Below are 13380 nucleotides of genomic sequence, written 5' to 3'. Positions count from 1 at the left end.
CAATAGTTTCTGCCAGCGGTTTCACAATCTACATCAGACTACTTAAACAAAATGGAAACTATTTTCTATAGTGAAGGCCTTGGATCAGAACTGAAGAAAGGTCTCCACGCTGTGGCACGTTCTACCACCCGCTACCTAGCCATCCTTACTACTCTCTCGCTTATCGCCCCGGCACCGGCCTTCGCCGGACCTGACGACGGAAAGGCAATCGCCACACAGGGACACGTCGATTCCCCCAAAACATTTTGGAAAGACGATAACTTCGTGCTCAAGTCTGAGCATAACTCCACCACCACAGACCTAGCAGACACCGTCGCGTGGATCGGCAAGGGCTGGAATGTCGACGGAGGAAACCAATACCAATTCACTCTGCCGGACAACGGCGCTTTCGATTTCATTGGTCAAGCAGGCAAGACCTACTACACGGCACCAGCCAACGTCTTAGGCAGCAACGATCCAATCTGGATTGGCTTCGGCGCGGATTCCGGGCTGCCTGAAGATGACTTCCGCGATAACTTCGCCTCGCTCGACATCCTCTCGGTAGACGGTCCTGGCGATTTCGAGCTTTTCAGGTATCGCGACTCCGAGGGCGGCCTCGACCGCTTCATCGGCACCACGTCGAACTCCGCGTATTCTTCGATGCTGCACGCAGGCTCCCACACCCATAACTACACGCTTTTCACCAAGCCTGGCCGCTACGAGGTCACCTACCGCACCACCGCGCGTAAGAAGGACGGCACGCTCGTCGCCTCGGAGCCGACCACCACTTCCCTACAGGTAGGAGGCATGAAGCCTGCCGATAACACGACTCCTTCCTTGCGGGAGCGCTACGACGCCGCGACTGACGGCGATGCCTCTGCGGCAGGCTACAAGCTCGACATTGCTCCGAAGTCCAATCCTGAAAAGGACGGCGACAAGAACCTGTCCACCATCAGCTTCAATGCAGAAAACAAGGCTTCAGGCACGCTGACGCTGCTTATCGACGGCTATTTCCTCACCGATCTGCCTGTAACCGACGGCCAGGCCGAGTGGGACGAATTCCTTGGCCCGGAAAAATCGAACATCCAGGCCGTCTTTACTCCGGAAGGCTCGGAACCACGATGGATCTCGCAACAGGTTGAATACGCTCCAGGCGCAACAAATTCGACGGATTCGACCAAGTCTGCCGATGCGTGGGAAGAAACCCACAACGTGCGCAAGCTTGCACCGCAGGAGGAGATGACTCCAACGAGCAAGAAGTTTCAGGCCAAGATTGAGCCGGCCGGCAAGTCTGCATCCAAGGTCGTCGTCGATACTGAGGACAAGAACTTCAATGGCTTTATCAGCGGCGGCTTCTACAAAAACGACAGCGATATCGCCACTCTTGATTTCACGGGCGCTGTTACCAACGGCCACGGCGAGTTCCTTGTGGACGAGGCGACCTTTTATAACGACTACAAGCTCAAGTTGACGCTGAACCCGCATCCGACGGTCAAAGCGGAGTCCGGCTCGGTCGTCGTCGCTGATTCCTATGCCTTCGGTAAGACCTTCGAAAAGGACGGTGCTCTGGGTACTTCCCCACAGCACCAGGACGCCGACAAGCGTGAGGAAGGCGAGAAGGAAGAAGGCGCTGCCGATCCTTCAACCACGTGCAACGAAAAACTCGTCCTGAACCGCGGCCACATCGACATCATGGCCACTCGAAAGGACGATCACTTCGATCTGCGTCTCAAGGACGAAACCAACATCGGTGCAAACAAGATGGTGATGCGCCGGCTTGACGACGTCGTGATTTCCGTGCGCGACAACGCCCTGATGAAGCGCCCCGAAAAGTTCGGAGGTGCCGAGTACGACTTCATGAACCCAGTCGGCGAAAAGACTTATGTCTTGCCGCAAACGCAGAACCGCGACATCATCTGGCCGGGCTACAACACTGAGAAGCTTGATTATTCGCAGTTCAAGGACGGTAAGGTGCACCTGAACCTGCAGCCAAAGGAGGTGCCGGAAGGCGCCACCTTTGGCATGTGGACCACCGGCGGTCTCGGCGGCAAGGACCAGGTTCTCATGGATTCGAGCAAGGACGACTTCACCATCGATACCGTCTTCGCATCACACGCCCACACCAACTGGGCCTTCAGCAAGCCAGGCGTCTACAAGTTCGACGTGACCTACACCGCCACCACCACCGACGGCAAGAAGGTCGAATCTGAGCCACAAGAGCTGCTATTCACCATCGGCGACGAGGCCACCAACAACTGCGGTAAAGACAAGCCAGCACCGAAACCAGAGCCCAAGCCGCAGCCGAAGCCGCAACCCAACCCAGAGAAGGAAGGTTCTTCTGCTGAAGGTTCTTCCTTCAACCCGTGGAGTCTGGTGCTCCCGCTCGTGCTGGCGACCATCTTCCAGGCGGCGCTGAACTTCATCCATGATCACCGCGCGGAGATTGATTACTGGGTAAAGGGAATCACTGGCCGCTAAATGGGCCCTGACCGTTCCTAAACCGCATTTGTTAATTGCAGAGGACTTAAATAGTTATGGACACACTCTCTCCTATGCCGTCCCGGGTCGTACCTCGGCCTGCGCTTTACCGTCGCACCCTGGGCTGGTTGTTTACGGTGATGCTCGTAGTCTTTTCGATGCCGCTTGCTGCGGCACAGGCCCAAGAGACGGAATTTGATTCCGGTCACGTCGACGTCTTCTACGTCACTGCGCCGGATGGCCAGCTCTCACTGTCGATGAAGGAAGACATCACCGGCTCAGAGGTCGAGCGTCCCGGCGATGACGTAGTGTTGCGGGTCAACGAAAACGCGTGGTCTGATGCCACCGAGAGCGTGGACGCCATCGGCACGCCCACGTACTTTCTGCCGCAGACCCAGAAGTCGGACATCATCTGGCCGGGCTGGGATACCCAGAAGGCACAGCAAGCAGGCTACAAGGACGTTGACCTCAACTTCGTGGATGTTAGTGGGCCTGGTGCGGTCTACATCTTTGAGACAACGGGCTTCGGTGACATTGAATCTGTTACTGACTCCGGTGACTTGGAGCTGCGCAGCGGCGAGGTCATCAATCAGCCCTACCCTGCTCATCGCCACGTCAACTGGGCGTTTAGCGAGCCAGGTACCTACACCATGACCGTGCAGGCTTCTTCTAATGGCGATACCAGTAACAAGGTCACCTACACCTGGTCCGTAGGTGATGGTGAAGCCGCAGGCGAAGAAGATGGAGAATACGTTGAAGACGAGGACTTCGACGACGTCGAGGGCGAATCCGATTCCACCGATTCGGATGCCGAGTCCGACGGGCATTCTGCCTCGGCAGGTTCCTTGTCTTCTGCTGGTGGAGCACTAGGCGGTGCCAATGCAAGCGGCAATCGTGCGGCTTCAGGTAATCACTCTTCGGGCGCAAAGTCTTCGGGCAAGCCCGGCCGCGAAAAGTCGCGCAAGCATGTGCGTCGGGGCCACAAGTCGCACTCGGGTGCGCAAGAAGATGGCTCGGATGTGGCTTTGCAATCGGCGGGCAACGACTTCGTTGAAGCCCCCAACTACCTGCCGTGGGGCTTGGGGTTGCTCGGCGTTGGCATGTTGATGCTGGGCCTTGGTGTTATGCGCTGGGTGCTGGCGAAGGTCCAGGACTAATGCTGCACCGAAACAATCGTTGGGCTGTCGCGTCGTCGCTAAGCGCCGTGGCTCTCATAGCCGGCTGCGCGACCCCAGGTGTTGGGCAGGCGCCGGAGGGCCTGAATGTCGTGGCGACAACGCCGATTCTCGCGGACGTCATTAGCCACGTTGCAGGCGAAGACGCCAACGTCACCACCCTTATCCCCGCAGGTAAAGACCCACATACCTTTGAGCCTTCGCTGCGCACCATCCGTAACGCGGCGAACGCGGACGTCGCGTTCGCAAACGGCTATCTGCTTGAGCCGCAAGGGCTCATGGATACTTTGCGGGAGACCACGCATGTCCCGGTTATCGAGGTCGCAGACCAAGCTTCCACCCGCGGCGCAAAGCTCGTTCCGCTCGTGGAAAACACTGCCCTCGATACCGTGTGGCTGGGACTGCGCATCCAGGATGCCCCGGCCAACTCGCACGCGGTGGAGCTCAGCATGGTCTCTGCCGAGGGTCCCGGTGACGTGGCAGCTTACGTGGTCTCCACCTTCGGTACGCCGGAGGTGCTGTTCAACAGCGCGGACGGTATCAACGATCATGAGGACACCGCCCGCTTGCCCGCTAACGCGCACACGCATGTCTCGTGGGGCTTTTCCAAACCCGGTATCTATCGCATTGGGTTTAAGGCCCACTCTGAAGACGGCGATACCGCGGTGCAAAATATCACCGTCGCCGTGGGCGTTAATCCCCCAGAAGGAATGCGCGCACACGATGAGGGGCACGTGGACATCACAGCGAATATCGCAGCGGGGTCCATTGATCTGCAGGATAACGGCGCCCACTTCGATCCCAACACCACTGCGGTAGCTTTGCCTTCTTCAACATTGCAGCCGATTCCGCCGAATCCGGCGTATCGCTTCTTGGGCCGTCCGGGCAGCGAGACCTATCTCCTGCCACAAGCCGTGCTGGGCAAGCACATCCATGGCGAGGTTGACCCACACCTGTGGCACAACGTCGACAATGTCATCGCAGAAACCGAGGTGGTGGCCGATAACCTCGCGCTGGCAGACCCTACCCATGGTGCGGCCTACCGCGAGCGCGCGGCGTCGTATATCGAGCAGCTGAAGGAGACCGACGCTTTCGTTGCCGAGCAAATAGCCTCCATCCCGCAGGCCCAGCGCCATCTGGTCACGCCGCATCACGGCTATGCCTACCTGGACCAGGGCTACGGCATGCAGGTCGCAGGCTTTATCACGCCGAATCCTGCCATCGAGCCCTCCCCGCGCGATGTCATTGCGCTGCGCAGGACGTTGGAGAACCTGCACCTACCGGCCGTATTTGTAGAGCCAACACAACAAGCAAGCACGGCAACGCTCACCGAGGCAGCCTCGCAACAAGGAATCCGCGTCTGCACCATCTACGGCGACACGTTGGATGAAAAGGTTCCGACGTACATCGACATGATGCGTACCAATGCGCAGACGCTCCACCGCTGCCTTAGCCCTTCGCCCTAACCAGTCACACCTAAAGAAAATCTCTGAGAAACAAGGAATCCACAAATGAATTCAACTTTCACGAAAGCCACTGGGCCGCTAGGTCGCATCCTCGCGAGTGCGACGGTGGTCTATGCGTGCTTGGCCGTTCTCGCTGCGATCTTGGTAACCGCCGCCATCCCGGCGCCTAGTGCATGGGCCGGTGACCTCGCCCAGGTGGTCAAAGACGACGAAGAATTCGCCCCGGCAGGCACCGAAGCAATCATCGACCATGGCCACGTGGACGTCGGCGCGCAGTTTACAGGCGAAGGCGCGCACTTCCTCGCGCGCGACGATTCCGCAGCCACACCCGTATGGCGCGAGCTTGACGACGTCGTGTTCAAAGTAGGCGACGAAGCCCAACTCGCGCTCCCAGACGATGAGCAATTCGGCTTCGTCGGCGGCAATGCCGGCGAGAACGTCTGGGTCATCCCGCAGACGGAGCAAGCAGGCGTTCCCTGGGTGGGCTGGAATACCCAGGCACCCTCGCTTATCGATGCCGCCGACCGCGGCGTGAACATGGAGTTCCTCGGTCACACCGGCCCGGGTGAGTTTTCGCTCTTCCTCCAAAATGGCGGCTTCGAAGCACCCCAGGTGCTCTGGTCCACCGCTAAGAACCAGCGCGAGGATTTCTGGGTAGACCTCAACACCCATACCCACGCCAACTGGGTTTTCACTGAGCCGGGCATCCACCAGGTGGGTATCCGCCTTAAGGGAAAGACCAAAAATGGAGAAGACTTCAGCACCGACGGCATTTTGACCTTCGCGGTTGGAGCAGAGACCGACGTGACTGAGGCCAACGCCACCGAGTGGGATCAAGAGGCTGCTCAAGAAGGCTCCTCTTCCTCCATCGCTGGATGGATTTGGGTATTGCTCGGAGCCGGCGCAGTCGTGCTTATTGTCTCGGCTTTCCTTCTTATCCTTGCAGCGCGCAAGAAAGGCAAGCATGCCGACCAAGACTAAGGAAGCACTGATAGATCTAGACCACGTGCGCGTGACCTTGAGCGGGCGCCGCGTTATCAACGATGCATCGCTGCGCGTATACCCTGGCGAATTCATCGGTCTTTTAGGCCCCAACGGCGCCGGCAAGACGACGTTGATGCGCTCAATCCTGGGCTTGGTTCCTGCCAGCGGGCACATTCAGTGCGCGGCGTCGGTGGGTTATGTGCCACAGCGTCACGACGTAGAGTGGGACTTTCCCATCAACGTCTATCAGGCGGCGTTGAACGGGCGCACGGGTTTGATTGGGTGGTTCCGCAGGCCCCGCGCCAAAGACCACGCGGCAACCAAGCGCGCGCTGGAGCTGACGAACCTCACGCACTTGGCAAAGCGGCCCATCGCTGAGCTTTCCGGTGGCCAACGCCAGCGCGTGCTCATCGCGCGCGCTTTAGCCACAAATCCGCAGGTGCTCCTGCTTGATGAGCCTTTCACGGGTCTCGATGCCCCCAATACGGAGGCGTTGCTCTATCTTTTCGACGAGCTCTGTGCAGGTGGCACGAGCATCATCATGTCCACCCACAATCTGGCGGAGGCTGCGCACACGTGCCAGCGCTTGGTGCTATTCAATAAGGAAATCACTGCGGATGGCCCTGCTGAGCAAGTGCTTGGCGACGCCGCCGCCTGGACCGCCGCCTTCGGCGTCAGCACCGATTCCCCGCTCCTTTCCGCGATTGGGGTGGCCGCATGATCGAGGTCTCCCTGTTTGATTTCTTTAGCGATCTGGCTAACCCGCAGCTAGACTTCCTCGCTCGCGCGGTGGGTATCTCGATGCTGTCTGCGGTGGTCTGTGCCGTGGTGGGCTGCTACGTGGTGCTGCGCGGTATGGCTTTCATCGGCGATGCTGTCTCCCACGCGGTGTTCCCGGGCCTGGCGGTTGCTTTTGCCCTGCAGGGATCCATCCTGCTGGGTGGGGCGGTTGCCGGCACGGTCGTAGCATTGCTCATCGCTTGCTTTTCGCAGCGCCGCAGCGTGCGCGCCGACTCCGTCATCGGAATCTTCTTTGCGGCTTCCTTTGCCCTCGGCATGGTGATCATCTCTCGGACTGAGGGCTACACCGCATCGCTGACGAGCTTTCTCTTCGGCACCTTGACCGGCGTATCGAAAGCGGATCTCTACACCGCCGCTGCAGTCACCGTGATCATCGTGGGCCTCATCGCATTGCTTAGCCCACAACTTACGGCCAACTGCCTGGACAAAGAAACGGCACGCGCGATGGGCCTTCCCGTCTTCGCCCTCGACATCGTGCTCTACCTCTGCGTAACCGGCGCGGTGGTCATCTCGGTGGGAACCATCGGCAACATCCTGGTGCTGGCACTGCTTATCACTCCCGCGGCTACTGCCCGCCTGCTAACCAACTCGCTGGGCACGATGATGCTCACCTCCAGTGCCATAGGCATCTTCGCGAGCTTCACCGGCATCTACTTGGCGTGGGCCATCGACCTACCGGCGGGCGCCACCATCGTGCTCGTGCTTACCACCCTCTTCCTTGCGGCATGGGCAATCTCCCCGATTCTTCAGAAGAAGACTTCCGAATCCAAGACCAACTCATAGAGAGGACTACCCCACATGATTTTCTCGCACTCCCGCGTACCACGCACCGTCGTCGCCCTCGGCGCTGCGACTTTCCTAGGCCTTTCCGCACCACAGGCTTTCGCGGAGGATACCTGCGCCGTGGCGGATAGCTACCACATCGAAAAAGGCCACCAGGATGTCGCAGTGCGCGACGACGACGGCCCGCTGCGCTTTACCGTGGACGACGACAGCTCCGGTGAGCACGTCGAGCGTGACTCCCGCGATTTCGTCGTGGTAGTCGATGACAACATGACGGGCTCTCTCGACGAGCTAGGCTTCCCCGGCATTTCTGGCGATGCATGGCTGCTTCCCCAAGACCAAGACCATGACCGCCCGTGGTTCGGTTTCTCGCTGCTGCACCTTTCGAACATGACTAAGGATGAAACCGCTCAGCTATCCATGGAGCTTCACGACGCACCTGAGGGCGGCCGCGTCCTCGCTTGGCAAACCGGCGACTTGAGCGACTCAGAGCTCAAACTCGATAGCGAAGACCCGAGCATGACATGGGATTACCCACGCTCCCATACCCACGTCAATTTCGGCTTCACCCAGCCGGGCGCCTACGCCGTCACTTTTACCTTCACCCTCCCGGACGGCTCCGAGCACTCACTCGACGCCCCGTTCCTCGTGGGCAATTCAACCGATGATTCAGAGCTCTGTGAGCTCGATTGGGGCGGCAGCTCCGCAGGCAACTCTGGCCCAAAGAGCAAGGCTGAGCAGTTGACCTCTGACATCAACGATACCGCAAAGGCCATCGGCACCCTCGACAAGGCCCTCGATAAGACCCTCGACGAGGCCGACAAGATGGTTGCCACGGAGGCGCCTAAAGCCAAGTCTGACAAGAGCAAGAACGAAAGCAAGAACAAGACCGAGCAAAAAGACAAAGACAAGGCCAAGGACAAGAACAAGGACAAGTCCAAGGCCAAGGACACCACCAAGGCCCAAACCGAAAAGAAGGCTGCTAACCCGCAGCCACAATCGACGCCAGGCGGCACGGTTATGGGCAGCAAGCCAGCAGTCCGCTCGGCTAATACGGCAGGATCCACTAACACAGGAACCAAGTCAGCACCGTCGAAGTCCGAACAAAAGGAAACAGAGAAAAAGAAGAAGGCGTCGGCAAGCGCACACCGCCCCGGACGTGGAAATAGCCTTGCCACCGAAGACGGACAAGGCTATGTAGAAACGGATGCGCAAGAATTAAGCTATGGCGTCCCGATGCTCAACTTCTGGGCCGGCGTTCTCTCCGGTATCGGTGCATTCGCATTGCTTTTGGGCACCGGTTTGTTTATTTGGGCCCAGTTCTTCCGCAAGCCAAAGCGCAATCAGTCACAGGAACTAGGCCAAACCCAGCAGATCCTTTAGTTACTTGCGCTTATCCGAAAGGAAGTTCCACACCTCGTTCGAGGTGTCCGGCTCGTACCACCAGGTGTGGTCGCCCTTGACCTTGAGGAGCTCAACGTTTTTCAGGCAGTTGTTAAAGCGCAGGCGCTCAGCCATTGGGCCGTTCTGCTCAGCCTGGAAAGTCATATCGCAACGGTTGCGTTTGAGGTAGCCGCCAAGAACCTCACGAACCGGTAGGTAGCCGGCCTCATGGCGGATGCCGCCCTCGTACTGCATCATGCGGTCATTCACTCCGTGCATGAGGAGGGTGTGCATCGGGGCGTCAACGCAGTTCTGCTCGACCGGATTGTAGAAAGCGCCGGAGACGGTTGCCACAGCAGCGAAGGTCTCCTGCGCGTGGCAGCCCAGAACAGAAGTAAAGCCGCCGCCATTAGACATTCCCATCGCATAAACGCGGGAGCGGTCGACGCGGTAATCCTTGTCGACGTCGTCCAAGATGCGCTGAATGAAGCGAATATCCTCGCCGTCGTGAGTCTTTGCATACGGCGCAGCCTCCCAAGCGCGCTCGAAGCCCTCAGGGTAAACGATGATCGCTTCCTTAGCGGCGCCAGTATTTCCCATGCGGTTGTAGCTGGAGAAGTTCTCTGGGGAATCCTCCCAACCGCCGAAGCCGTAGAGTACCGGTGCTGCCACGTCCGGGTTGTAGTTGTTCGGGATCCGCAGCAGGTAGCGGCGAGTTTTGCCCTCGTGCTCCATGTTGATAGAACGCATCTGGCCATTTGAAATCGGCTGAACTGGGTTCACGGTCGGGTCCGCTGGGACTACCGGCTCAGCTGGCGCGGCAGGATTAACATTTTCTGGCGGCAGCTGCGGCTGAGTTGCCAGCTCAGGCGATACGGCCGGGGTCGATTCCTTAACACCTTCAGGAATCAGATGAGAGCCATCAGCCGTAGGAGCAGGTGCAGGTGTAGGTGCAGGTACCGGGGCTGGCGCAGGGGCCGGAACGGGTGCGGGAGCTGGTGCCGGAGCAGGCGCTTCCTGAGCGGCGGCGAAACCAGGCGCGCTGACGACGATGGCCGCGGCGGCGAGGGATACCGCTGAACGTTTGAGCTTATTCATCCAGCTTTGCGGGCTAAGCACCTGGGACTCCTTGGGTAGGGAAAAGATCACTGTTGACACAGTAATCACACTTTTCACACAGGCCTCATTCAACACACGGAATTCTGTCAATTTTCTCCAAGGAAGTAAGCTTGATTCTCATGCACGAGAACAGACCAGCCACCGCACCTGACTTTTTGCTCTCCCGAGCCACGGGATCGGTACGCACACAGGGTTCTCAACGCACCTTTACCGACGTCGAGAAAGCAATCGCCGCACTACGCGATAAGTCCGCGGAGATGATTGTTGGCGCGCTGCCTTTCAACACGGACGATCCAGCCGCACTCACCGAGCCTGCTTCCATCATTCGCGAGGACGGCCCGCTCGAACCGCCGGCCTACTATCGCCAGGGCACGCTCAACGCACGGGTTACCGGATTCGACCCGGAACCAGAAGAACACCTGCGCCGCGTCGACGCCGCAATTGCCACGATTCAAACCTCCAAGCTTGACAAGGTGGTCTTAGCGCGCGCCGTCGACCTCGAATTCACCGAAGCAGTCGATCCACGTCTCGTGGCCGCAAGGCTTATCGATCTTTCCGCGAACCGTGACGGCTTCATCGCCGATCTCACCCCGGCTGGCCGCGAGGGCGCCACGCTGGTCGGCGCATCCCCCGAGGTACTGGTCAAGAAACAAGGCTCGACTGTCACCGCTTTCCCGCTAGCAGGCTCCGCGCCACGCCAAGCTAATAAAGCCCGCGACCATTTGGCTGGGCAAGACCTACTGCGTTCCGCGAAGGATCTCCACGAACACTCCTTTGTGGTCGATCACCTACGCCGCATCCTCAGCCCGCTGTGCACCACTCTCGACGCACCGAGCACCCCGGAACTGATCAACACCAATGAGATGTGGCACTTGGGCACGCCTATCGCCGGCACCTTGAAGGAACCCGAGCTAACCGCACTGGAGCTTGCCATGCTGGTTCACCCCACCCCGGCAATCTGTGGCACGCCCACCGAGGCCGCCCAAGCACTCATCGAAACCGCAGAAACCGATCGAGGCTTCTACGCGGGCACCGTGGGTTGGTGCGACAACAACGGCGACGGCGAGTACATGGTCGCCATCCGTTGCGCCGAAGTAGCCGGCAACGGCCTTAGCGCCCGCGCCTGGGCCGGCGGCGGAATTGTCGAGTCTTCTAATTCGCAGGAAGAACTGGCTGAGACCACCGCAAAGCTACGCACCATTCTGCGGGCGTTGGGCCTTTAAAACCACGTCCGCGTTGTGAGTAACGCTCCTCGAATTCTTCCCGGGTAGGCAACGAAGGCTTTAAGCTTTAAGCCTTTTCAATCGGGTTCTTAAGCGTGCCAAGTCCCGGAATCTCGATTTCAATCGTATCGCCAGGGAACATCGGCGCGGTACCTGCCGGAGATCCGGTTGTGATGACATCACCAGGCAGCAAAGTATAGGAGGCGGAAATTTCCTCGAGAATTCCGCCCATCTTCACAATCATCTGGTCAGTGTTGGAGTCCTGCTTCTGCTCGCGCTTACCATCGTGAGTCAGGTAAGCATTGATCTTCTGATCATCCAGATTCAATGAGTCCAAGTCAGTTTCAATCCATGGACCCAGCGGGCAGAAGGTATCGATGCCCTTCGCACGCGCCCATTGACCATCCTTGAACTGCAGGTCACGGGAAGAGACGTCATTGCAGATGACGTAACCCAAAACGTGATCCTTCCAGTTCTCAGCCTTGATATTCTTCGAAACCTTGGAGATCACAACGGCCAGCTCACCCTCGAACTCCACCTTCGTGGCAAATTCTGGGATCTTGATTGGCACGTTCGGGCCGACGACTGCGGTGGAAGGCTTGATGAAGATTGTCGGCGGGAGGTGCTCGGCGGACTCTTTGAAGACCTCCGCGACATGGTCTGCATAATTACGGCCAAGCGCTACAACCTTGGTTGGCAGGGTCGGAGCAAGCAGGCGAACTTCGCTCAGCTTCCACTCGCGGCCAGTCGGTTCTGGGGTGGTAAATGGAGTACCGGCAATCTCCTTTGCCGTCAGTTCCTCGAGTGGGGCATCCTTTGGCCCGTCGATGATGGCAAAGCAGATTCCTTCTGGGTGAGCTATTCGTCCTAAACGCATAACGGCCATGCTACCAATTTGCGTTCTTCACTCGTTAGCTAAGGGTGCGTGTGAATTCTTTTCACACCCGAGCTTAGGCTAGCGCGGCCGCAATCCTGTCGCCAACTTCTGCGGTATGAATCGTTTCATTGCCCCGCTTGGCGACGTCGCCTTCCACAGCGGCTTCAATCCGCCCCGCGTTTGCATCGTCTCCGAGATGCCGCAGGAGCATCGCCGCCGACAAAATGGCCGCAGTTGGGTCGGCAACCCCCTTACCCGCAATGTCCGGCGCCGAGCCATGCACCGGTTCAAACATGGAAGGATTCACGCCTGAGGCATCGATGTTTCCAGAGGCTGCGAGCCCGATACCGCCCGTGATGGCACCGGCCAAATCCGTGAGGATATCGCCGAAGAGGTTGTCTGTAACAATGACGTCATAGCGCGAAGGATCCGTCACCATAAAAATGGTCGCAGCATCGATGTGCTGATAATCCACGGTTACTTCGGGATACTCCGCGGATAACTCGTCGACGGTGCGCTGCCACAGCCCACCCGCATTAACCAAGACGTTGGTCTTGTGTACCAGGGTCAAATGCTTGCGGCGGCACGCCGCCCGCTCAAATGCGTCACGCACTACGCGCTCGACACCAAAGCGGGTGTTTTGGGAAACCTCCGAAGCCACCTCATGTTTGGTGCCTTCCCGCAAAGTTCCACCGTTGCCACAATAGAGACCTTCGGTACCCTCGCGGACCACCACTAAGTCAACCTCCCCCGGGTTTGCCAAAGGCGAGGTTGCCGTGGGATGGAGCTTGGCAGGGCGCAGGTTGACGTGATGGTCAAGCTCGAAGCGCAGCTTTAACAGCAGGCCCCGCTCCAGGATACCGGGCGCAACCTTATCGGGCGCGCCGATGGCGCCAAGCAAAATCGCATCATGCTCACGCAATGATTCCAGGTCGGCAGCAGTGAGAAGCTCGCCATTGCGCAGGTAACGGCGGCTACCGAGGTCAAATTCGGTCACCTCGATATCGTCACGCACGGTACGCAATACCTTGAGCGCTTCCGCAGTGACCTCAGGCCCAATGCCGTCTCCACCAATAACCGCCAGTTTCATGATGCGGGATTCCTTTCTCACA

The 13380-nt window shown here is 58.7% G+C and carries 11 protein-coding genes; 8 read left to right on the top strand and 3 right to left on the bottom strand.

Annotated elements, in window-relative coordinates; translation table 11 throughout:
* Nucleotides 1–111: 111 nt before the first annotated feature.
* The 7 genes from HMPREF3158_RS09940 to HMPREF3158_RS09910 all read left to right on the top strand — a co-directional run bounded on the left by HMPREF3158_RS09940 (nucleotide 112) and on the right by HMPREF3158_RS09910 (nucleotide 9049).
* Nucleotides 112–2457, top strand: coding sequence for a choice-of-anchor M domain-containing protein (locus tag HMPREF3158_RS09940; protein WP_070498385.1), 2346 nt, complete (start codon nucleotides 112–114; stop codon nucleotides 2455–2457).
* A gap of 74 nt (nucleotides 2458–2531) precedes the next feature.
* The gene (locus HMPREF3158_RS09935; RefSeq protein WP_141741038.1) at nucleotides 2532–3614 is read left to right on the top strand and encodes a choice-of-anchor M domain-containing protein; all 1083 of its coding nucleotides are present in this window, start codon (nucleotides 2532–2534) and stop codon (nucleotides 3612–3614) included.
* Nucleotides 3614–5098 (top strand): anchored repeat ABC transporter, substrate-binding protein, encoded by a 1485-nt coding sequence (locus tag HMPREF3158_RS09930; RefSeq protein ID WP_070498383.1) that lies wholly within the window; start codon nucleotides 3614–3616, stop codon nucleotides 5096–5098. Before HMPREF3158_RS09935 ends, HMPREF3158_RS09930 begins: the two co-directional genes overlap by 1 nt.
* Nucleotides 5099–5143: 45 nt before the next feature.
* The gene (locus HMPREF3158_RS09925; RefSeq protein ID WP_070498382.1) at nucleotides 5144–6079 is read left to right on the top strand and encodes a choice-of-anchor M domain-containing protein; all 936 of its coding nucleotides are present in this window, start codon (nucleotides 5144–5146) and stop codon (nucleotides 6077–6079) included.
* Nucleotides 6063–6803, top strand: coding sequence for an anchored repeat-type ABC transporter ATP-binding subunit (locus HMPREF3158_RS09920; protein ID WP_070498380.1), 741 nt, complete (start codon nucleotides 6063–6065; stop codon nucleotides 6801–6803). The genes HMPREF3158_RS09925 and HMPREF3158_RS09920 overlap by 17 nt, the downstream gene beginning before the upstream one ends.
* Complete coding sequence (locus HMPREF3158_RS09915) at nucleotides 6800–7666, top strand: anchored repeat-type ABC transporter permease subunit (protein ID WP_061922147.1); 867 nt, start codon at nucleotides 6800–6802, stop codon at nucleotides 7664–7666. The genes HMPREF3158_RS09920 and HMPREF3158_RS09915 overlap by 4 nt, the downstream gene beginning before the upstream one ends.
* 15 nt (nucleotides 7667–7681) lie before the next feature.
* Nucleotides 7682–9049: a choice-of-anchor M domain-containing protein gene (locus HMPREF3158_RS09910; RefSeq protein WP_070498378.1), complete on the top strand. Its 1368-nt coding sequence runs from the start codon at nucleotides 7682–7684 to the stop codon at nucleotides 9047–9049.
* On the opposite strand, the gene HMPREF3158_RS09905 is transcribed toward HMPREF3158_RS09910, so the two are convergent.
* Nucleotides 9050–10198, bottom strand: a complete 1149-nt coding sequence (locus HMPREF3158_RS09905; protein ID WP_246816206.1) for a CE1 family esterase — start codon at nucleotides 10196–10198, stop codon at nucleotides 9050–9052.
* An 89-nt stretch (nucleotides 10199–10287) separates the two neighbouring features.
* Between HMPREF3158_RS09905 and HMPREF3158_RS09900 the strand changes: the two genes are divergently transcribed.
* Nucleotides 10288–11391, top strand: coding sequence for an isochorismate synthase (locus HMPREF3158_RS09900; RefSeq protein ID WP_070498376.1), 1104 nt, complete (start codon nucleotides 10288–10290; stop codon nucleotides 11389–11391).
* Nucleotides 11392–11458: 67 nt separating this feature from the next.
* Here the strand turns inward: HMPREF3158_RS09900 and HMPREF3158_RS09895 are convergent, their stop codons facing one another.
* Together HMPREF3158_RS09895 and HMPREF3158_RS09890 are read right to left on the bottom strand one after the other, a co-directional pair.
* A complete protein-coding gene (locus HMPREF3158_RS09895; RefSeq protein WP_201057394.1) occupies nucleotides 11459–12268 on the bottom strand; it encodes a fumarylacetoacetate hydrolase family protein in 810 nt (269 codons plus the stop codon).
* Between the two features lie 73 nt (nucleotides 12269–12341).
* Entirely contained in the window at nucleotides 12342–13358 is a 1017-nt protein-coding gene (locus HMPREF3158_RS09890; RefSeq protein ID WP_062035201.1) for a 3-isopropylmalate dehydrogenase, read from the bottom strand.
* Between the last annotated feature and the right edge of the window lie 22 nt (nucleotides 13359–13380).

This window comes from Corynebacterium sp. HMSC06G04, assembly GCF_001807365.1.
Taxonomy (GTDB): domain Bacteria; phylum Actinomycetota; class Actinomycetes; order Mycobacteriales; family Mycobacteriaceae; genus Corynebacterium; species Corynebacterium simulans.
This window is presented reverse-complemented; position numbering and strand designations above follow the sequence as displayed.

What these genes read in the sequence shown, in the direction of transcription:
- HMPREF3158_RS09930 (WP_070498383.1), top strand. Translation starts at nt 3,614, where the DNA reads ATGCTGCACCGAAACAATCGTTGGGCTGTCGCGTCGTCGCTAAGCGCC.
- HMPREF3158_RS09935 (WP_141741038.1), top strand. Translation starts at nt 2,532, where the DNA reads ATGCCGTCCCGGGTCGTACCTCGGCCTGCGCTTTACCGTCGCACCCTG.
- HMPREF3158_RS09900 (WP_070498376.1), top strand. Translation starts at nt 10,288, where the DNA reads ATGCACGAGAACAGACCAGCCACCGCACCTGACTTTTTGCTCTCCCGA.
- HMPREF3158_RS09920 (WP_070498380.1), top strand. Translation starts at nt 6,063, where the DNA reads ATGCCGACCAAGACTAAGGAAGCACTGATAGATCTAGACCACGTGCGC.
- HMPREF3158_RS09890 (WP_062035201.1), bottom strand. Translation starts at nt 13,358, where the DNA reads ATGAAACTGGCGGTTATTGGTGGAGACGGCATTGGGCCTGAGGTCACT.
- HMPREF3158_RS09925 (WP_070498382.1), top strand. Translation starts at nt 5,144, where the DNA reads ATGAATTCAACTTTCACGAAAGCCACTGGGCCGCTAGGTCGCATCCTC.
- HMPREF3158_RS09915 (WP_061922147.1), top strand. Translation starts at nt 6,800, where the DNA reads ATGATCGAGGTCTCCCTGTTTGATTTCTTTAGCGATCTGGCTAACCCG.
- HMPREF3158_RS09910 (WP_070498378.1), top strand. Translation starts at nt 7,682, where the DNA reads ATGATTTTCTCGCACTCCCGCGTACCACGCACCGTCGTCGCCCTCGGC.
- HMPREF3158_RS09895 (WP_201057394.1), bottom strand. Translation starts at nt 12,268, where the DNA reads ATGCGTTTAGGACGAATAGCTCACCCAGAAGGAATCTGCTTTGCCATC.